The following is a 20,627-nucleotide window of genomic DNA, read 5'->3' as shown; positions in this document are numbered from 1 at the left end:
ATTATTTGTTTCTAAATTATACGGTCATGATATCTGAAACTCGCATAAGTTCCTTATCTATTTTTGTATGACCTTTTATTGCTTTACTAATTGGCGTAAGCGTTATCTTGTTATCTTGAATACCTACCATTAAGCTAGATTTCCCTTCAAGAAGCGCCTCTACAGCTCTAACACCCATTCTACTTGCCAATACTCTATCAAAACAAGAAGGTGAGCCTCCTCTTTGCATATGCCCTAATACAGAAACACGACAATCATAAATTGGCAAATGCTCCTCTACATATTCTTTTAGTTCAAAAACATTCTTCCCTGTTTTATCCCCTTCAGCAACAACAACAATACTTGAAGATTTCCCTGAAGCTTTACTTCGCTTTAAAGATTCTAACAAGCGCTCTAATCCTAAATTTTCTTCTGGTATAAGAATTTCCTCTGCTCCGGCACCTACTCCTGCATTTAAAGCAATATGCCCCACATCGCGGCCCATTACTTCAACGAAAAATAAACGGTTGTGAGAACTAGCAGTATCTCTAATTTTATCAATTACTTCTACCACTGTATTTAAGGCGGTATCAAAACCTAATGTATAGGTCGTGCCAAAAATATCATTATCAATAGTCCCAGGAATACCAATAATTGGCACATTATATTCTTTATGAAATATTAATGCTCCTGTAAAACTACCATCACCTCCGATAACCACTAAACCATCAATCCCTGCGGCTTGCAATTGGTCGTAAGCTTTTTTCCTACCTTCTTTAGTCTGAAACTCCATAGAACGAGCAGACTTTAAAATGGTACCGCCTTTATTTATAATGTTATTTACACTTCGCGCATCCATAGGCTTGAAGTCGCCTTCAATCATACCTTGGTAGCCACGGTAAATTCCCATGCAATCTATTTTCATATATGCACAAGTACGCACAACAGACCTTATTGCTGCGTTCATTCCGGGTGAATCTCCCCCAGATGTAAATACACCTATTTTTTTTATCTCCACTGTCATTTACTTCTATAAGTAACAAATTTAGGAAACTTTTCGGATTTAAATAAGCTATAAAACCCTTTATTTATAATAGTTACAAGCTATAACGTTTTCGTAACAAAGAGTTACATAAAAAAAGGAAATCGAACATTAGGCGCATCAAATTCTTAAGAATAATCTTACGATTTTGCCTTAGGCTTAAAGCGCATGAGGCTGTCCTTTGCCATTTCTGTACGGATAGAATCTGAAGCTATTGTCTTTTGCTTTTTAGGTTTTCGAACAAATAATTTACTTTTTAGCTCCTTAAAAGAATTAAAATCTACTTGATAAGATAATCCCACTCCCTGGGTATATCCTTGCGTGTCTCCTATTAATTGCTCATCGGCGGTCTCTCTATTAAAGACTTTCCCTTTTAAAGAACCATCTTCATTAAATAAGTACTGCAACTCAAAATCGCCCCCAACATTAGAGTTCGTTAGTCCGTCACCACCACCTACAGGAATCCCCACACTACCACTTAACAACCACTTTTCACTTAAGGTAGTCGCAAAATTAAAAATTGCTTTATTCTCGGTTTGATAACTAGAACTACCACTACTTCCCTGCTCATAAGAGAACCCAATATCTAGATTGTCATCATTATTATCAATCACAGAATTTAAAATCCCAGAAGCAGATTGCAATAAATTCCCCGTCAATGCTTGTTGATTAAAACTACCATTAGCTTCATTAACAAATGTACCTTGTGCTAACAGGAAGAAGGCATTATTAGCCGTTACCGTTGGATCTTGCAACTTATAAGCTAACTCTGATTTTATCACAGAACTCGCTGATGGAAAATCTATTTCATAATCAATAGTTGGGTGTTCTAAAGACTCTGATAAACTAATGATTACATTGGTGGCTATTCTTTTGGTGTAATCAGAATTATCCAATAGCGGCGCAGGATTTGCGTTTAAAGAATAAACCGCCTGCATTTTTAGTTGCGCATCCAAGGGGTCTCCTTCCCAATTTATAGTACCCCCAGGCACTACTTTAAATGTTTTATCTATAACCCCACCTAGTTTAAACCTATATTCTCCTGTAACCACAACGAAATCTCCGTTCATGATAAACTTATCTCTAGTATTCAGTTCTATCTGGACTAAACCTGCCCCAGTACCTTTTAAACTACTTCCTGTTTTCTGATCAACAATAATTTCTACTTCTGCATCTGGTGTAATATCTAAATCAAAGGTCAGTTCTAATCCCTCGTATTTCTTTTCATTACGTCCCGTTTCTTTTTCTTCAACTTTATTTTTGCTGATAAAGTTTATAAAGGAATAATCTCCGACACTAGCTACATCACTAATTGGAATTTTTAAAGATGTGCCTTTTGCCGTTTCTCCTTCTACATTTATAGTCAACGCAGTGGTTGGTCCGTAGATACGTCCTTTCCCATTTAAATATCCTGTACCGTAATACAATTGCTCTTCATCAAAACTAGTATTTAAGATTAAGAACCTTTTGTTATTTGTATCCACATTAAGATCTAAATCCCAATCTCTAAAAAAGCTATGGTTAATGACTCCATTTAAAGAAGCCTTTGTTTTATGCAACACATCGGTAAGTTGAATATTCTGAAAATCGAATGTTTGGTCTGATAATACCACTTGCGAATTAAACCCAAAATCATAATCTACATTCAAATATGGAATACCTAATCCGGCATTAGAAAGGTTTAATACTCCTGAAATATCAGGATTATCTACCCTACCTTCTATTCTAGCATTCCCAGATACATACCCACGTATATTAGAAAGAATAGGCTCTCCCAAAGGAGCAAACGGTTCTAGATTAAAATCATTAAACGTAGCCATCAAATCTGCTATCGTATTTTTACCACTAATATCTAAACTACCATTTACATCTAAACGATCTACCCCTTTATCTGTAAGACGCGTGTTTAGCGTTATCTTGGTTAAATTTTTATTTCCAATAGCATCTATCATAAGATTTCCTAAGTGAATATCATTCACAGAAAAATCTGTAATATCTAAACTAGAAGTTGGTCTGTAGACCTTATTTTTTTGGCGTATGTGTAAGGTACCATCTACCTTCCCATCTAATCGTAAGCTATCTATTCTAGGTGTAATCTTATCTAGAGATACTATCTTGAACTCTAGCTGTAAGTCTTTATATGTAGAATCCGCAATCTGACCTCTTAACCGTATTTGCTCATCATTATCATTATTCATCACAATTTCTTCAATTGTAATGCTATCCAATGTACTGTTTAAAATAACCTTGTTATGAGAATCGCCCTCTTTATTCAGCATCCATTTATTCCCTTTAAAACTTACATCGGATGTTTTTAAACCAATAACAGACTTACGTTGATCATTAAAAGTATGGTAGAAGTTTAAATTAAATTTATCGCTAAAATCTTTACCTCCCTTAAATTCGGTTCTAAAGAACAAAGTATCTTTTAAGGTAGTATTAATCAGGTTAAAATCTTTTACATCATAATAACCGGTAGACAAATCTGCTACAGAAACGAAGGTATTAAAAAGCGGATTTTTATTATCAATCTTTATATCTAAGCTATCTAACGTATTCCCAAAAGCTTTAATACTAGGCGACTTAAAATTCAATTTAAAGTCGCCCTTATCCGCAATAATATCCCCTTTTATAAACGTATTGGTACCAAAAGCGACTTCTGGCAGAAATACTTCTACAATCTTATTATAAATCTTGAAATTAAAGGCTAATTCTTGGCCTTCTGAAATTTCAAAAGGTTTATAGTTAGTATAAATACTTCCTACAGAATTGGCTGCCAATTTACCTAGCTCTGCCACCTTAAACTTACCCTTCATGTATCCTGTGATGATATCTGGAGAGTTTATATCAATATACCGCACCTGATTTTCTTCAAAACGAGAAGACACTTTAAAATCATCAAAATAATAGGTGTCATTTTTATTTTGATAACTGGTTCTAGAGAATTTTATATCTCCAACAATGTTATCTAGGGTATTACCCACGATATCCATATTTACATTACCCTTAAATATAGAAACGCTATCTTTTATAAAGTTTAGCTTTCGGAAATCGGCATATTCCACATCCGCTATAAAGTTGAAGTTATTTTGCGCATCAGAAAAATCTGCCAACCCTTTAAAGGTAAACTTCATATTTTCATCCTTAGAAACCAATAGACCATCAAAAAGCTGTTCCTTTAAAATTCCGGATACTTTTAAATTTTGATAATTGTAATTATTAAAATTGATGGAATACACATCCCCAATGACTTCTGTATTCAAGGTTTCTTTGATAAACCCTTCCCCTTCCACATTTAAATCAAAGGTTGCGTTCCCCAAATCTTCACTGCCCACAAAATACCCTAAATCAAAATCTATCAATGAGAAGAAACCTTTATAGGAAGCATTGTCTATATCCTGAATACCGATCATCTCTAAATCTGAATAACTACTCCCAATAGCGGTATTTAGGTTAACTTTTGAATTTATAGTATTCTCTGTTACTGTTGCTTGCCCACGAATAGTAAATTCTCCTAGACGTTCAAATGATGGGGGTATATTCTCTCCTAAAAGTCTAGGCATTAAACTTCTCAGTTGAAAATAACTACTAGATATATTCTTTATCTGAGCTTCCATTACAAATGGATTATCACGCTTAAATAAATTTTTGAAATTAAAATCGCCACGCACCCCCGTGTTGTCTGAAGTTAGAAATAAATCATCTAAAGTCAAGTCATTTAAAACACCACTAAAATGCGAAGAGAAATAGGCTTCTTTATTTCTTCCAAATTCATTATACAAATGGTTTATTTCGTTAAACGAGAGTTTAGAGTCTACAAAGTCTGCCGTAAATTTCACTTTATTAACGAAGTCCAAGAAATCTCCTGGACCATAATCCATTATCAAGTTTCCTTTCACATCTGATTCTTTAGATTTTATCACGAGTGAATCAAACGTCATTTGCTCTTTAGTATACTTAAATGAAGTAGCCATATGCGTTACTTCCAAATCTCGTTTACTCTTAAATGATAAATCTTTAATATTCGTAGTGACCTCTGGCCCTAAAATTTGCAATTTTTCGGCATCAATTTCTAAATCTGTAAACTTCAATACTTCGCAAGTTTCTAGATTTTCATCGGTAAAGGTAAACTTGCTATTTTCTATAAAAACTTCTGTTGCCGTAAATAAGAATGGTGGTGTTCCTGGATCTCTAGGCTTACCATCATCTAGCTTTGCTATAAAAACATTTATATTAGAAGTGGTTTCTCCCTTATATGTCTTTAATTTAAAATTAAGCTCATCTACTGTAATGGCTCCAAATTCTAAATCGCCATTAATAAGGTTTCTGATACTTACTATTGATGTGTTTAACTTCTTGATGTAAAAAAGTGTGTCTTTCTGATAATCTTTAATATACACACCTTTCAAATCGGTATCCCAAGTAATAAAAGAAACTTTGAGTTTATCTAAAGAAATGTTTGTCTTATAAGTATCATTAATAGACTTTGTAACCTTTGCCGCTAAAGAAGTCTGCACTATGGGGAGCGAAAAAACAAGCGTCGTCAAAACACAGATAATTAATATTACCAGCAGGAAGCGAACTATTATTTTACCCAGTTTTTTGATAGGACTTTTATGTTTTATCTTTGCACTCCAATTATTATTCCAATTTGCATGGAAAACGAAACAATTTATATACTTGCTATAGAGTCTTCTTGTGATGACACATCTGCAGCCGTTTTACACAACAACAAAAGACTCAGTAACGTCGTAGCAACCCAAAAAATTCATGAAGAATATGGCGGTGTTGTCCCCGAACTTGCGTCAAGAGCACACCAACAAAACATAGTTCCCGTAGTTCATCAAGCGTTAGCTAAGGCAAATATCGATAAAAAACAGTTATCCGCCATAGCTTTTACGCGCGGACCTGGACTTATGGGTTCATTATTAGTAGGAACCTCTTTTGCTAAGTCATTATCCTTAGGTTTAAACATACCTTTAATAGAGGTAAATCATATGCAAGCGCATATTTTAGCTCATTTTATTGAAGAAGAAAATAGTAAAAAGCCTGCGTTTCCTTTTTTAGCCATGACCATCAGTGGTGGGCATACACAAATTGTACTTGTCCGCGATTATTTTGATATGGAAATACTAGGGCAAACCCTGGACGATGCCGTTGGCGAAGCCTTTGATAAATCCGCCAAAATACTAGGCCTGCCTTACCCTGGAGGGCCGTTAATTGACAAATATGCGCAATTAGGAAACCCTAAAGCTTTTCCGTTTCCAAAACCGAAAGTAGGTGATCTCAATTTTAGTTTTAGCGGACTAAAAACAAGCATCCTCTATTTCTGTCAAAAAATGGTTAAAGAGAACCCTAATTTCTTAGTAGAAAATAGAGATGATATTTGCGCCTCTATCCAATATACTATCATAGACATACTAATGTCTAAGCTTAAAAAAGCGGTTAAACAAACTGGCGTAAAAAGAATAGCAATTGGCGGTGGCGTTTCTGCAAATTCAGGCATTAGAAAAGCCTTAGTTGATGCAGAGCAGCGGTACGGATGGGAAACGTTTATTCCTAAATTTGAATACTGTACCGATAATGCCGCAATGATTGGAATTGTGGGGTACCTAAAATATAAAGAAAGTAAGTTTTCTAATCAGAATATTAGCGCCAAGGCACGCTATGTAATTACGGAGTCTGCTAATTAATGGCCTATAACGAGCAACTTTCCAAGCGTATTGAAGCATCTTTGCATTATTTTCCCAAAGATATTTCTGAAGCCATCACTCAAAAAAGAATGTTTGGCGGAATAGTTTTTTTATACAAAGGAAAAATGGCGATTGGCGTAATCAAACAAGACCTCATGGTACGTGTTATTTCAGCAAAAATGGATGAGACCATGAAAAAAGAAGCCGTACGCCCCATGGACTTTACAAAAAAGCCTATCAAAGAATATATCTATGTAGGCGCAAAAGGCATAAAAACTGAAGAAGAATTACAATTTTACATCGAACTTGGGTTAGAGCACGCGCTAACTAAAGTATAATACCACAAAAAAATGCAACTTTTTTACAACCCTGATATTGATCAAAATTCTCCTGAGTTTGTCTTCCCTACCGAAGAAAGCAAGCACATTGTAAAAGTTCTTCGAAAAGCAGAAGGTGACATCCTCCACATTACCAACGGAAAAGGGTTTCTATTTGAAGCTCAAATCTTACGTGCAGATATGCGAAAATGTGCTGCTAGCATCACTAAAGCAACTTTTCATGAAAAGACAACACCAGCATTACATCTCGTGGTTGCACCTACAAAAATGAATGATCGGTATGAGTGGTTTTTAGAAAAAGCCACAGAAATAGGTATTGCAGAGATCACTCCCATTATATGTGACAATTCTGAACGAAAAGTTCTGAAATTAGAACGTATGGAAAAAGTACTACAATCTGCCATGAAACAATCGTTGCAATATCACCTACCAAAATTAAACGAACCTATTAGCGCCAAAACATTTATAGCACAAAACAACCCTGATAACAACAAAGAGCAGGAATTCTATATAGCTCATTGTGAAGAAACTGAAAAAACGGATTTAAAAGAACGCTTAACTCCAGGTAATAATGCATTGATACTTATTGGCCCTGAAGGAGATTTTAGCGTCTCTGAAATAGCATTAGCGCTGAAACTAGGCTACAAACCTGTTTCTTTAGGAGAAAACCGACTTAGAACAGAAACAGCCGCCATTTTTGCTTGTGCTACCATGAAATTAGTCAATTAAGAACAAGTATTTAAGTTTCCATTAGCTCTAAATACTAACTTTAGTCGCGCCAGTTATATCAAAGTCATTGTTTTCCGCAATAAGTATGAGTGATAGTTTATCGTTTGCTTTTACAATATCTGGGACCTGAAGAACACCTCTGTGAGTCATTTTTAAGTTTACATACTTTTCAGCAACTACGATATTGCTATTCACTAGGGTTCTATTTCTATTTTCACCACGTTTAACCTCCGTACTTCTCTGATCTAAAACCAAGACCGCCCGTAATTTTTTATCAGACAAATTACCCGTTATTTTATACTCAAAATTTACCGTAGCTGCATCCAATTTCACCATAGATAAAGTTATCTCATTACTCGCTTTTACTTTTCTAAACGTATTGATATTAGCATACATTTCTGATGAATTAGAGCCTACAAAATGAGTCTTTCCATTTACCACCACTTGCGGGGTATAATTGCTCTTGTTTTTGAATTTATGATTATATGCCGTTTGTTTTTCTGTAAACAACGCCTTACTAAATGGGTCTTTCCAACCTATATAATTCCAATAATCTACATGATAAGATAACGCTATCACCTCTTCACTGTAGGCCTTCTTCACTTTATCCAATAAAACATCTGCTGGAGGACAACTAGAACATCCTTGTGAAGTATACAATTCTAACACCACTATACTTTCATTTATTGATGATTTTACAGTAGACTCTTTAGTATTGAACGCAGATTTAAAAGAAGTTATCGCGAAACTTATTAAAAGTAATCCTAAAAATATCCCTTTATTCTTCATAATATTTTAAATTTGAAACTATACAGAATGTCGATTTTACATGAAAGTACTTACCTTTTTAGCGGTCTTTATTAGTTTTTTAACAATGAACGCACAAGAAATTGCCATTTTGAAATACAATGGCGGCGGAGACTGGTATGCAAACCCTACCGCATTGCCCAACCTAATCAAATTCTGTAACACCCATATAGGAACCGCATTAACAGAAAAGCCCGAAATAGTATCAGCCAATAGCCCTGAGGTATTCCAATACCCTTTTTTACATATGACAGGACATGGGAATGTATTTTTCTCACAAGAAGATGCCGATAATTTGAGAACCTATTTATTAGGCGGAGGCTTTTTACATATTGACGACAACTACGGTATGGAACCGTATTTGAAAAAAGAACTATCCAAAGTTTTTCCTGATAAAGAATTAATAGAATTAAGTGCTGAGAATCCCATCTTTAAACAAACTTTTAGTTTCCCTAAAGGATTACCAAAAATTCACGAACACGACGGAAAAAGACCTCAAGCTTTTGGTATCTTTCACGAAAACAAGCTTATACTTCTATTTACATTTGAAAGTGATTTAGGTGATGGATGGGAAGACCCTCAGGTACACAATGATCCGCCAGAAGTACGTTTAAAAGCATTACAAATGGGCGCCAATATTATTCAATATGTTTTTAAAAATTAATTAATGACGTCAAAAATTATCTCTAAGGGCATTTTAAGAGCCATCGGTATCATTACCGCTATATTACTTACCCTATACTTCATTTACCAAATACAGTCTGTCATTGCCTATTTGTGTATTGCAGCAGTCATAGCATTAATAGGCAGACCTGTTGTAATTTTTTTACGTGATAAATTAAAAACGCCCAATACCTTAGCCGTTATAATTACCATGCTATTAATGGTGGGGTTACTATCGGGAATCATTGCTTTATTTATCCCCTTATTAACAGAGCAAGGGAAAAACTTATCCCTTTTAGATATTGATCAATTACAGGAAAATATCAATGATTTATACAATCAAGTTACGCAATACTTTAGCTCTTCTCCTGAAAAGGTGACTAAGATATTGGAAGAATCTCACTTAGAAAAAAACATATTAGAAGGCTTAGATGTAGGATTTATTCCGAATTTCCTAAACACATTTTTAGATGTTTTAAGCACCGCTAGTATTGGTTTATTTTCTGTTTTATTTATATCCTTCTTCTTTCTTAAAGACAGCAATCTTTTACAAAATGGACTTTTAATGTTTATGCCAAAAGGCAAGGAAGGAAAGATGAAAAACTCTATTCTTAAGATTAATGATTTACTTTCTAGATACTTTGTCGGACTTCTTTTACAGTTGTTTATTCTCTTTGTAATTTACACCATAACACTGCTACTAGTAGGCATAGAAAATGCTATTGTCATTGCATTTTTATGTGCCCTATTTAACATCATCCCATACATTGGTCCCATCATCGGAGGAGTGCTCATGATCATACTCACCATGACTACCAATCTAGGTGCCGATTTCAGCACCATTATACTTCCAAAAACAGGTTATGTTATTATTGGTTTGATCGTAGGTCAACTCATTGATAATTTCTTTTCTCAGCCTTTTATTTTCTCTAATAGCGTAAAATCTCATCCCTTAGAAATCTTCTTAATTATCATCATTGCAGGATTATTATTCGGCATTGTAGGAATGATCGTTGCCGTACCAGGATACACGGTAATTAAAGTGATACTAAAAGAGTTTTTATCAGAAAATAAGCTTGTAAAATCATTGACCAATAATCTATAGTATTACTTTGAATAAAAATATATTAAACACTGGTGTACAAGATTTTATATCTAAAAATTGGAATACTGACATCATGTCAGTATTACTCAAAAAACAGCAATTTACCGCAGTAACTCAAAAAGAGCTTACAGAACAGCTAGAAGCTAAAAAAAAGTGTAAAGAAAAGCTCCCTACTTGGTTTAATACTCCTGAAATTTACTATCCTAACAAATTGAATATTGAGCAAACCTCCTCGGAAACTACTGCCCAATATAAGACAAATTTAGTAAATGGAAATTCATTGATAGACCTCACAGGAGGCTTTGGAATAGATAGCTATTTCTTTAGTAAAAAAATAGCCAAAATTCACCATTGTGAACTCAACGAAAATCTATCTAAAATTGCAGCACATAATTTTGAAATTTTAGGCAGAAAAAACATTACGTGCATTCCTGAAAACGGACTTGAATATCTCTCCAAAACAGAGCAATTATTTGATTGGATTTTTATTGACCCATCACGAAGAAATGATGCTAAAGAAAAAGTGTTTTTCCTTGCTGATTGCCTACCCAATGTCCCTGAAAATTTACCACTGCTTTTTTCTAAATCTAAACATATTTTAGTCAAGACTTCTCCCCTTTTAGACTTTACTATTGGAATAGGTGAATTGAAGTTTGTAAAAGAAATTCAAGTAGTTGCACTTCAAAATGATGTAAAAGAATTACTATGGATTTTAGAGCATAATTACTCAAGTGCTATTACCATCAAAACCGTCAATCTTTCAAAGACCGCCACTGAAAAATTTGAGTTTAACCTCCATACAGAAAAAGAAACTATCTCTAGCTTCTCTGAGCCACAAGCCTATCTTTACGAACCCAATAGTGCTATTTTAAAATCTGGTGCTTTTAAGAGTGTAGGAGCGCATTTTAAACTCAACAAATTACATGAACATAGTCACCTTTATACTTCCGATCGTTTAGTAGACTTTCCCGGAAGAATATTTAAGATTACGGCTGTGCTTCCCTACCAAAAAAAAGAACTCCAGAAGCAAAAATTTACCAAAGCAAATATCACGACACGCAACTTCCCAGAGCCTGTGGCGTCTATTCGTAAAAAATTTAAAATTAAGGATGGTGGTGACCAGTATTTATTCTTTACCACAGCTATAAATGATAAGCTCATTGTTCTTAACTGCACTAAAGCATAGAAACTATTGCTTTGTTTCCAAGGAACCAATCCACGTCAGCAATTGATTAGGCCATTCTTTTAAAAACTCATTATGAAGTCCTAGTCCAAATCCATGTCCGCCATCAGGGTAAATAAAAAGAGACGCCAGTACCTTATTTTCTCTTAAGGCATTATAAAACAATAGACTATTCTCAACCGGCACAGCTGTATCATCTGTAGCATGTATTAAAAATGTAGGAGGTGTATTGGCGCTCACCTTCATTTCGTTAGAAAAATATTCCACCCGTTCTTGCGATGGGTTTTTTCCTAAAAGGGAATTTTTAGACCCTTGATGTGTTTTCTCTTTCATGGTAATAACCGGATATACTAAGGCCATAAAATCTGGTCTAGCACTAACATCATCTATACGGTCTTGCTTAGCGTACACCTCTTCATTAAAATGAGTTCCTAATGTAGCTGCTAAATGCCCTCCTGCAGAAAAACCAATAATTCCAATTTCATTAGGATTAATGTTCCATGTTGTAGCGTTTGCTCTCGTCATGCGCATTGCCCGCTGCGCATCTTGTAAAGGCACATTATGTGCTTCTATTAAAGATTTGGAATTAGGTAATCTAGATTTTACAACAATAGCTGTTATACCCTGGGCATTTAAAAATTTTGCCACATCTGTACCCTCCCAATCATACGCTAGAAACTGGTAACCGCCTCCAGGGAATATAAGCATCGCCTTACCATTAGCACTTCTTTTTGCTGGTAAAAATACTTGTATTGTAGGCTCTTGAACTAACCTATACCGCAAAATTTCGCTATATTCTTTTACCTCTCTTTCATCGGTATCAATTCTATTCGGAATTTCCTTAGGCCAAATGGGAAGAATCGTATCTTGAGCCGTTAGCAATCCTACTTCAAGAAAAAGTAAAAAACAACCGATCACAATCTTTGTCATAATTTATAATTGATTAAGACTCACAGTCCCATTTAAAATTAGCAATCTTGGCATTACTCCCTGCACTCAAATTATAATGCCACCACTCTGTTCTAATAGACCAAAAGCCAAAAGACTCCATAGTTTCTTTCAACACTTTTCGATGGGTTAATATTTCTTCTGGCAAATTGTAGTTATCATGATACGCTTTCTTTCCGAAAAAGTCAAAATCTGTTCCCATATCTACTGCTGCTCCTTCCATGGTAACAAGGGTAATATCTACCGCTCCGCCTTTGTTATGAATGGAGCCTTTTACAGGATTTGCAACATATTGCGGGTTTGGCACAATCTCCCACATCTTGTATTGGACAGAATTAGGCCTGTAACAGTCATAAAACTTAATCTTATAGCCTTTCTCCATAAAGGCAGCGTTTGCCTTGAGTAATGCTTTAGCGGTCCTTACACGCGTGTAACATTCCGCACAATCGTAAACTTTAGCTTTTAAAAAATTATTGGTTGTTGCATAACGTAAGTCATATACAAAATCCGCACTATAATCTGCTAAACGAATGAAGGTGGTGTCCGCTAAGCCTGCTAGACTTTTTAACTTAGGTAATACTGGAATTTTAGACGGTACCGTTTTTATTGTGTCTAGTTCTTTTTCCACTACTTTAACGGTATCCTGAACCACTTCTTTGGGTTCGTCTTTACACGATATAAAGAACGAAAAAACGACCATAACACAACTAATTCTAACCCACTGCATACTTAAAGATAATTCAAAAATTGGAGTGTAAATTACTAGAAAGTTTTTAAACATTCCCTTTTTGAAGTCTGAAATATAGTTATTTCATAAATTTCCGAATCCTATGGTACTGTAAAACGCTCTAGCAGGAAGCAAGTCATACACGCAAAATATTAGGTTAATAAATTCCCTTTTTCATCCCATGCTGCTTTTGTATTTCGCTTGCTTTGATCTACACATTTTGCTAGCCATTCTTCCTCATAGGCCATTCCATGTTGCTTCAAAACATCCTCAGGCACCCCATCCCACACATTAGGAGAATTCCCGACATACCCTAAATCTTCAATTCCCATTTTTGAGGTGTAATAACCCGTCAAGGTTAAATTTCTTATTAGTGAGAAAAATTGAACCTCTAAAGGTCTTTCATTTTCAGGAACCTCAACATCTGGATAGGCAATAGCATCTAATAATGTTTTTTGCTGTTCAGGCGTAGCTGCAATAAATTCAACACTAAAATCTGTATTACTCTTATGATCTAACCACATTAAACCACCACGTATAGGGGTTTGAAATTTAGGATAATCTTTAGTCATAAACTCAATAAAATCTGGCACTCCAGCATCTAAAGCACTACCGTAACTTTCATTAGCTGGCAGAATTAACGCTACCAAAACATTTAATGTTGCCATTTCATGAGGGTGTAAAAACTGCTCTGCATTGAGTTTTTCTATCAATTCTTTTTCCTCAGGAGTTCTCCCAAAATGCTTTTCTGCAGCTAAGGCTATATTTTCTCCTGTTGGTTCAACATTTTCGGGCTTACAACCATTGAGCGCTAAACCACCTGCTACTCCACCTAAAATAATCGATTTTATACTTTTTCTTCTATCCATTTCTTTAGATGTTTTGCATTTTAAGCTGTTCTACAATATAGTCTGATGTTCTCCAGGATAGGGCTAGAATAGTCCAAGTAGGATTTTTATCTGCCTGAGATACAAAAGGACCTGCATCTACAATAAAAACATTATCAACCTCATGCAGTTGTTGATGTTGGTTCACGACAGACGTTTTAGGATCATCACCCATTCGGGTAGTACCTACTTCGTGTATAATTTCTCCAGGAGCATAAATACCATTTTTCTGGGCCAATGTTGGTTTATCACCTAAAACAGTACCACCCATATTATGAATTATCTCCTCAAAACTATCATGCATATGCCCTACTTGTTTTATTTCATGGTCTGTCCATTGGTACTTAAACTTCAGCACCGGAATCCCGAATTCATCTACTTTAGTAGGATCTATAGCACACTTATTCTCTTTTTGAGGTATAGACTCTCCACGGCCACCGAAACCAACGGTAGAACCATAGTATTTTTTTACTTCCTCTCTTAATGGGTTTCCGTAGCCCCCCACTTTTATACCGAAATATTTATTAAAATCGTTGTGATTAAATCCAAACCCATAGCTAGGCATTCCCATTCCTCCCCATACTTCAATATGGTAGCCTCTCGCAAAATCTAGTTTTTTATTATCCAACCACCATGGTGTATAGACATGCATTCCTCCTACACCATCTTCGTTATACATTTTACGATTCATTAAATCAGGGATAAAAGCAGACCTACTCCCTCCTGTTGAATCATGTAAATATTTTCCAACAATATCACTACTATTCCCTAAACCATTAGGGTGTTGTTTGCTCTTTGAGTTCAAAAGAATACGGGCAGAGCTGCAGGCTGACGCTGCAAGAACAACGATTTTTCCTTTTAATTTATATTCTTTCCTATCTTCTTTATTAATATAAGAGACTCCTGTGGCTTTCCCTTCTTCATTGGTTGTAATTTCGCGTACCATAGCATTGACAAAAAGATCTATTTGTCCGCCATTTTTTTGAGCAGGGAAAATTAAACAAGTCCCTGATGAAAAATCTGCATGCACAGAACATGCGCGCGAGCATTGGCCGCAATAAAAGCAAATTCCTCGTTCATCATTTATTCTTTTAGTAAGCATGGACATTCGCGATGGAAACACCGGAATATTAGACTTTCTAGCTCCTTTGATATAAAACAACTCATGCAGTCTTGGTTTTGGCGGGGGAAGAAAAAACCCGTCTGGATCATTAGGCAAGCCTTCATTGGTACCAAATACCCCTATTAACTTATCTACTTTATCATAATAAGGCTTTATATCTTCATAGCCAATTGGCCAGTTATCTCCTAAGCCATCAATACTTTTACGTTTAAAATCATTAGGACCAAAACGTAATGAAATTCTACCCCAGTGATTGGTTCTACCTCCTAACATTCTAGATCTAAACCATCTAAAATTTGTCCCTTCTTCATTTGTATAGGGCTCTCCATCAATATCCCATCCGCCATAGGCACTATCAAAATCTCCAAAAGGTCTAACTGTATTCGCCCCTCTTCTAGGAGACTCATACGGCCATTTAAGTTGTGTTTGCTGTTCTGGAGCTCCAGGATCAAAATAAGGACCTGCTTCTACAACAGCTACTTTTAAACCTGCTTCTGCCAGAATTTTGGTCGCCATGCCTCCTCCAGCTCCCGAACCTACGATTATGACATCGTACATGGTAGAATTTTCTATAATCTGCATAAATTGATACGTTTGGTTGCTAATTTATCGGAGTTAAGTTACATCTTTTTTTGATTCTTAAACCATTTATACAATTTTGTATCTTTATAAACTACATCCCAAATGGCATGACCGTAATGTTCATAACTCGTTAAAGAAACATTATATCCTAAAGATTTTAGCCTATGCACCATTTCTTCAGATTCCGCATACGGAATAATAGTATCTTTCTTTCCGTGAAAGACTTTTATGGGTAAATTTTTGTCCATCCAATGCGCATAAGGTGTTGGTGCCATTCCGCAAACAACCGCCAATGCTGCAAATTTTTCAGGATATGCTATAGCTAAGTCCCAAGCCGCAGCTCCACCACGACTCAGCCCTGTTAGATATATTTTTTTTTCATCTATTCGGTTTTTCGAAACCACGGTATCCAACAATTGCATTACAGCTTCTGTATTCCACATTTTTGTAGGCTCTTGTAATTGTGGCACAAGAATTAAAAATGGATATTCAGTACCGTCTATCAAGGCATCTGGTGGAGGCATTTTTTCTTGTCCTTTCTTGGGGATGCTTCCTGAGCCATGTAAGAACAAAAGAATTCCGTATTTTTTTGTTGTCTGTACCTCATAGTCTTCTGGGTAATACAGATAATAATCCATTGGTTTTGTTACTACAGTTTCAAGATGCCCTTCTATAACGGTAGATTGACTAGCACAGGATAGCATTTGAAAAGTAAAAAATAATAGGGCTGTAATTTTCATTATTTTAATCATGTAGCATTTTAAAAAGGAAAAGTTACAAAAAAGACACGTGGCTGCATAAAAAAAGCCCTGATCAACAAAATTGAGCAGGGCTTAGTGGTTGTAGTTGTTTCTATGTAAAACTTACGCTCTTAATCTTTTGATTAAAGCTAATGTTTCTCTAACTGTTTTTTCCAAACCAGCATAATCTTTGTTTGCTAAGACTTCTTTGCTAATAAGTTTAGATCCCATACCTACACAAGTAACACCAGCATCAAACCAACCTTTTAGGTTAGCCTCATCTGTACTTACACCACCTGTAGGCATAATGCTTGTCCATGGTTGTGGGCCTTTAATTCCCTTTACAAATCCAGGACCATATAAATCTCCAGGGAAAAGTTTTACAACTTCACATCCTAATTCTTCAGCAGCATTTATTTCTGTTAAAGAACCACAACCAGGAGACCATAATACTTTTCTACGGTTACATACTTTTGCAATATCAACACGTAATGAAGGAGTAACGATAAAGTTAGCACCCATTTGCATAAACATAGAAGCTGCAGCTGCATCTGTAATAGAACCTACTCCTAAGATCATTCCAGGAAGTTCTTTGATTGCATACTTGTTTAATTCAGAAAAAACCTCAAAAGCGAAATCTCCTCTAGCCGTAAACTCCATTAAACGAGCCCCACCATCATAAACTGCTTTTAATACTTTTTTTCCTAACTCAACATCAGGATGATAAAATAAAGGAACCATTCCGTTTTCCTTCATCACATTCGCTACTTCAATTCGAGTGTACTGTGCCATTTTTTAAATATAGTTTTAGTTTTAAAACTAGGCTGAAATCAAATTAAAATCAACCTACTTATAATTTTATTTGTTGTTAAATTGAATTCAAATGTACAATTTATAATTTTTATTTAAACGATTAACCACCAATAAAAACGCAATAATTTTAAAAATTCACATTTTGATTATCTATCGTATAAAAAATGAAATAGCAAGATACCCTTCTGGAATCTTAGAAAATTACAACTGCTCTAAAAACTGATGAAGGGCGGCATTTTCATTCGCCTTCTTCCATACCGCAAAAAGGGATGTGGTATGACTGACATTAGTTAATTCTATAAATTTTATTTTATAATTAAAGTCGTCTCGCAAAGAATTTGGCACAATTGCAATGCCCATTTTATTTTCTACCAATTTAAAAATAGTAGGCCCGTGAATAGATTTATGAGAAATTTTAGGACTGAAGCCATATTCTGCACATAAATTCAAGATCTGCTGGTAATACAACGGACTATTCTCATTAGGAAACAGAATAAAAGATTCTTCAGAAAGCGCTCCAATATTCTTGAAATTACTGGTATCAATAGCATGATCTTCCGGTAATACTAAAGAAAAATTTTCCCGATACACCAATTTCAACTGCATATTAGAAGTCACCGAATTAGAGCGCATAAAACCAACATCAAGCGTGTCATTTTCCAGCGCTCTTAATTGCTCTTTATTAATAAGCTCTTCTAATTTCAAATTAATCTTAGGGTGCAATGCACTGTATTTTTTAATTATTGGCGGCAAATAGCGGTACATTGCAGAACCCACAAAACCAATAGTAAGCTGGCCTTCTTCTCCTGCTAACTGAGAATGCCAATGTGCAAGAGCATCATCTACTTGTTTTAGTATCTGTTTTGCTTGCGTTACAAACAAGGTGCCTGCCGTAGTGAGTTCTACCTTTCTATTGGTTCTCTTAAATAATTGACGGCCAAGAATTGCTTCCAGCTGTTTTATTTGCTGACTTAATGCAGATTGTGATATAAAGAGAAGCTCCGCACTCTGCGTGTAGTGCAAATTTTCTGCCAACACCAGAAAGTAACGAAGCAATCTAAATTCTAATTGATTTGTTTTACTTATCATTTAACACTTAATAAGAATTGTTTCAAATTAAAAGTACACTTATTTTTGATTAAAAATAAACTTAGCTATGGTTACATCTAAAATAAAAGCCTTAGAGGCTATACTAGAAGCCTTATTTATTCCCTATAGAAATAGCGTCCCTGATGTTTTAAAAGTTACTAATGGAATGATTGCCGAGGGTATAATTACTGAAGAGCGCGAAATTATTAATGATCATATTGCTTTTAGAACATTAGGAGTACCACACTTGGGGATCACTTCTTTTGAAAAGATATTTTTGCACTATGGTTATGAAAAAAAAGACTATTACTTTTTCGAAGGAAAAAAGTTAGACGGCTACTGGTATGCCCCTCCAGCAGATCACCTACCAAGGATTTTCATGAGTGAATTGCGCGTTCAAGACTTATCTGAACAAACGCAACAAATCATCTATAAATACACAAAACACATCACTAGTGACCCTGTAGACGCATTAGACTTAGATGCTACTGAAGCTGTAGGATCTTTTTTTCACAAAGCACTTTGGGAACTCCCTACCCTACCAGATTATTTAGCACTTGCAGCTGAAAGCGAGTATGCGGCTTGGGTTATTTACAACCGCTACTATTTAAATCATTACACCATTAGTGTACACGACTTACCTGACAATTACAACACAGTAGAAAAATTTAATGCCTTTCTTGAAGGCTTAGACATTAAACTAAATACCGCCGGAGGTAAAATTAAAGTAAGTCCAGACGGACTCTTAAAACAAAGTAGTACGGTGGCCAAAACATTTGACGCAACATTCACCAACGGAGAAGTCTATAATATATCTGGAAGCTATGTAGAGTTTGCCGAGCGTTTACCACTGCCTGAATTTGCCGCTAAAGGACTTACTAGTTTTACACGCCAGCAAAGGCGTGATGGCTTTGAATCTGCCAATGCCGATAAAATATTTGAAAGCACGTATAACGAGCAGACAAAAAAATAAAAGATTAAGACTACTTGAACCCACAAAAATCCCTTGATGTAACTCAAGGGATTTTTTTTGTAGCATCCTAGTCATACATATGGCAAAAATGTACTTTTTACGATACGCCAAATATACACACAACTAGAAATTTTGTCAGCTTTGCACCTGTGGCATTATTACTGCAATTAGATGTAAAAGGAAGTTCCTATTTTATAGAAAAATTAAGATCGATGCGTCAAGAAGTTCCCTTAAAAAACAGCAGCTATATACCTGATATTCTGGGTGATGGATTTGAACGATTGACGCTAGAATTCCCCCCTGATTATGAAGGAGAAGTTATCGCTACTTTAATTCGCAGTACTACGCACAAAACATCTGAAAAAGCGGTTTTATATGTTCACGGTTTTAATGATTATTTCTTCCAGAGAGAAATGGCATTAAACTTTAATGATCATGGGTATAATTTCTACGCACTAGACTTGCGGAAATATGGAAGGTCTTACCTGAAGCATCAAAAATTTAATAATGTCCGCGCTCTATCAGAATATGATGAAGAAATACACCAGGCATTACAGCTCATCAAATTAGAAAACAATCATCAGGTACTTTTAATGGGGCATTCTGCTGGCGGACTCATTACCACCAATTATGCGGCAAACCATTTGCACAGTACTTTATTTCATGGCTTGATAGGCAACAGTCCGTTTTATGAGTTTAATTTAGGGTATTTTACTAGAACACTGGTAGTTCCTGTTGTTGCCTTCCTAGGTCACTATTTTCCTAATATTCGTATTTCAGGAATACCTTCTGGAAATTATGGAAAAAGTATCCATGCAGAGAGTCATGGCGAATGGGACTATTCTTTGACGTGGAAACCTCATGAAGTGCCCAAAATAAATTTAGGTTTTATCACTGCCATCTATACTGCTCAAAAAAACATCCGAAGAAAACAAGTTATAGGTATTCCTACTCTTATACTGCATAGCAGCACTACTGTTCATGAAAAAAATTGGTCTGAAAAATTCCAAGAAGGAGACGCCGTCTTGCGTGTAGATCACATTAAAAAATACGCCAACAAATTAAAAGGCAGTATTACCGTAGTGGAGATAAAAAAAGGCTTACACGACTTAATTTTATCAAAAAAACCAGTACGAGAAGCCGTTTATAAGGTATTATTCGATTGGATTAATACTAATTTTAATAGGACGCACTAAATACTATATA

18 protein-coding genes are annotated in these 20,627 nt (G+C 35.4%); 8 read left to right on the top strand and 10 right to left on the bottom strand.

The features are described from left to right. Positions 1 to 16: 16 nt before the first annotated feature. The gene (gene pfkA / locus M666_RS12135; protein ID WP_024480279.1) at positions 17 to 1,003 is read right to left on the bottom strand and encodes a 6-phosphofructokinase; all 987 of its coding nucleotides are present in this window, start codon (positions 1,001 to 1,003) and stop codon (positions 17 to 19) included. A 158-nt stretch (positions 1,004 to 1,161) separates the two neighbouring features. Then, the gene (locus tag M666_RS12130; RefSeq protein ID WP_029446060.1) at positions 1,162 to 5,568 is read right to left on the bottom strand and encodes a translocation/assembly module TamB domain-containing protein; all 4,407 of its coding nucleotides are present in this window, start codon (positions 5,566 to 5,568) and stop codon (positions 1,162 to 1,164) included. A gap of 108 nt (positions 5,569 to 5,676) precedes the next feature. Here M666_RS12130 and tsaD point away from each other — a divergent pair, with 108 nt between their 5' ends. The 3 genes from tsaD to M666_RS12115 are packed head-to-tail and all read left to right on the top strand — an operon-like array spanning position 5,677 to position 7,781. Continuing rightward, a complete protein-coding gene (gene tsaD, locus M666_RS12125) occupies positions 5,677 to 6,714 on the top strand; it encodes a tRNA (adenosine(37)-N6)-threonylcarbamoyltransferase complex transferase subunit TsaD (protein ID WP_025614762.1) in 1,038 nt (345 codons plus the stop codon). Beyond that, positions 6,714 to 7,052, top strand: a complete 339-nt coding sequence (locus M666_RS12120) for a TfoX/Sxy family protein (RefSeq protein WP_029446059.1) — start codon at positions 6,714 to 6,716, stop codon at positions 7,050 to 7,052. Before tsaD ends, M666_RS12120 begins: the two co-directional genes overlap by 1 nt. A gap of 12 nt (positions 7,053 to 7,064) precedes the next feature. Then, positions 7,065 to 7,781 carry a 16S rRNA (uracil(1498)-N(3))-methyltransferase gene (locus tag M666_RS12115; protein ID WP_029446058.1) on the top strand — a complete coding sequence of 239 codons (717 nt, stop codon included), beginning with the start codon at positions 7,065 to 7,067 and terminating at the stop codon, positions 7,779 to 7,781. A gap of 27 nt (positions 7,782 to 7,808) precedes the next feature. On the opposite strand, the gene M666_RS12110 is transcribed toward M666_RS12115, so the two are convergent. Beyond that, entirely contained in the window at positions 7,809 to 8,570 is a 762-nt protein-coding gene (locus M666_RS12110; protein ID WP_025614761.1) for a DUF1223 domain-containing protein, read from the bottom strand. A 40-nt stretch (positions 8,571 to 8,610) separates the two neighbouring features. Between M666_RS12110 and M666_RS12105 the strand changes: the two genes are divergently transcribed. From M666_RS12105 to M666_RS12095, 3 genes are read left to right on the top strand one after another with little or no spacing between them, the layout of a single operon-like run. Next, on the top strand, positions 8,611 to 9,252 hold the full coding sequence (locus M666_RS12105) for a DUF4159 domain-containing protein (protein ID WP_029446057.1): 642 nt from the start codon (positions 8,611 to 8,613) through the stop codon (positions 9,250 to 9,252). A gap of 3 nt (positions 9,253 to 9,255) precedes the next feature. After that, a complete protein-coding gene (locus M666_RS12100; RefSeq protein ID WP_029446056.1) occupies positions 9,256 to 10,356 on the top strand; it encodes an AI-2E family transporter in 1,101 nt (366 codons plus the stop codon). 7 nt (positions 10,357 to 10,363) lie between these two features. Further along, the gene (locus M666_RS12095; RefSeq protein ID WP_029446055.1) at positions 10,364 to 11,542 is read left to right on the top strand and encodes a THUMP-like domain-containing protein; all 1,179 of its coding nucleotides are present in this window, start codon (positions 10,364 to 10,366) and stop codon (positions 11,540 to 11,542) included. Between the two features lie 3 nt (positions 11,543 to 11,545). Here M666_RS12095 and M666_RS12090 read toward each other — a convergent pair whose 3' ends face one another. The 7 genes from M666_RS12090 to M666_RS12060 all read right to left on the bottom strand — a co-directional run bounded on the left by M666_RS12090 (position 11,546) and on the right by M666_RS12060 (position 18,448). Further along, entirely contained in the window at positions 11,546 to 12,469 is a 924-nt protein-coding gene (locus M666_RS12090; RefSeq protein WP_029446054.1) for an alpha/beta hydrolase, read from the bottom strand. A gap of 13 nt (positions 12,470 to 12,482) precedes the next feature. Then, a complete protein-coding gene (locus M666_RS12085) occupies positions 12,483 to 13,268 on the bottom strand; it encodes a M15 family metallopeptidase (RefSeq protein WP_226989908.1) in 786 nt (261 codons plus the stop codon). A gap of 98 nt (positions 13,269 to 13,366) precedes the next feature. Continuing rightward, positions 13,367 to 14,083, bottom strand: coding sequence for a gluconate 2-dehydrogenase subunit 3 family protein (locus M666_RS12080; protein WP_029446052.1), 717 nt, complete (start codon positions 14,081 to 14,083; stop codon positions 13,367 to 13,369). Positions 14,084 to 14,087: 4 nt separating this feature from the next. Continuing rightward, entirely contained in the window at positions 14,088 to 15,806 is a 1,719-nt protein-coding gene (locus M666_RS12075) for a GMC family oxidoreductase (protein WP_029446051.1), read from the bottom strand. A gap of 38 nt (positions 15,807 to 15,844) precedes the next feature. Next, on the bottom strand, positions 15,845 to 16,558 hold the full coding sequence (locus M666_RS12070; protein WP_029446050.1) for a carboxylesterase family protein: 714 nt from the start codon (positions 16,556 to 16,558) through the stop codon (positions 15,845 to 15,847). A gap of 111 nt (positions 16,559 to 16,669) precedes the next feature. Further along, positions 16,670 to 17,338: a bifunctional 4-hydroxy-2-oxoglutarate aldolase/2-dehydro-3-deoxy-phosphogluconate aldolase gene (locus M666_RS12065; RefSeq protein ID WP_024480265.1), complete on the bottom strand. Its 669-nt coding sequence runs from the start codon at positions 17,336 to 17,338 to the stop codon at positions 16,670 to 16,672. A 222-nt stretch (positions 17,339 to 17,560) separates the two neighbouring features. After that, complete coding sequence (locus tag M666_RS12060; protein WP_029446049.1) at positions 17,561 to 18,448, bottom strand: LysR substrate-binding domain-containing protein; 888 nt, start codon at positions 18,446 to 18,448, stop codon at positions 17,561 to 17,563. Positions 18,449 to 18,515: 67 nt separating this feature from the next. Between M666_RS12060 and M666_RS12055 the strand changes: the two genes are divergently transcribed. Both M666_RS12055 and M666_RS12050 read left to right on the top strand, forming a co-directional pair. After that, positions 18,516 to 19,421 (top strand): DUF1338 domain-containing protein, encoded by a 906-nt coding sequence (locus M666_RS12055; protein ID WP_029446048.1) that lies wholly within the window; start codon positions 18,516 to 18,518, stop codon positions 19,419 to 19,421. A gap of 149 nt (positions 19,422 to 19,570) precedes the next feature. After that, complete coding sequence (locus M666_RS12050; protein WP_226989907.1) at positions 19,571 to 20,617, top strand: alpha/beta hydrolase; 1,047 nt, start codon at positions 19,571 to 19,573, stop codon at positions 20,615 to 20,617. The last annotated feature ends 10 nt before the right edge of the window (positions 20,618 to 20,627 follow it).

Source organism: Cellulophaga baltica 18 (assembly GCF_000468615.2).
Taxonomy (GTDB): Bacteria; Bacteroidota; Bacteroidia; order Flavobacteriales; family Flavobacteriaceae; genus Cellulophaga; species Cellulophaga baltica.
Note: the sequence above shows the minus strand (reverse complement) of the source record. Positions and strands in the feature narration are given on the sequence as shown.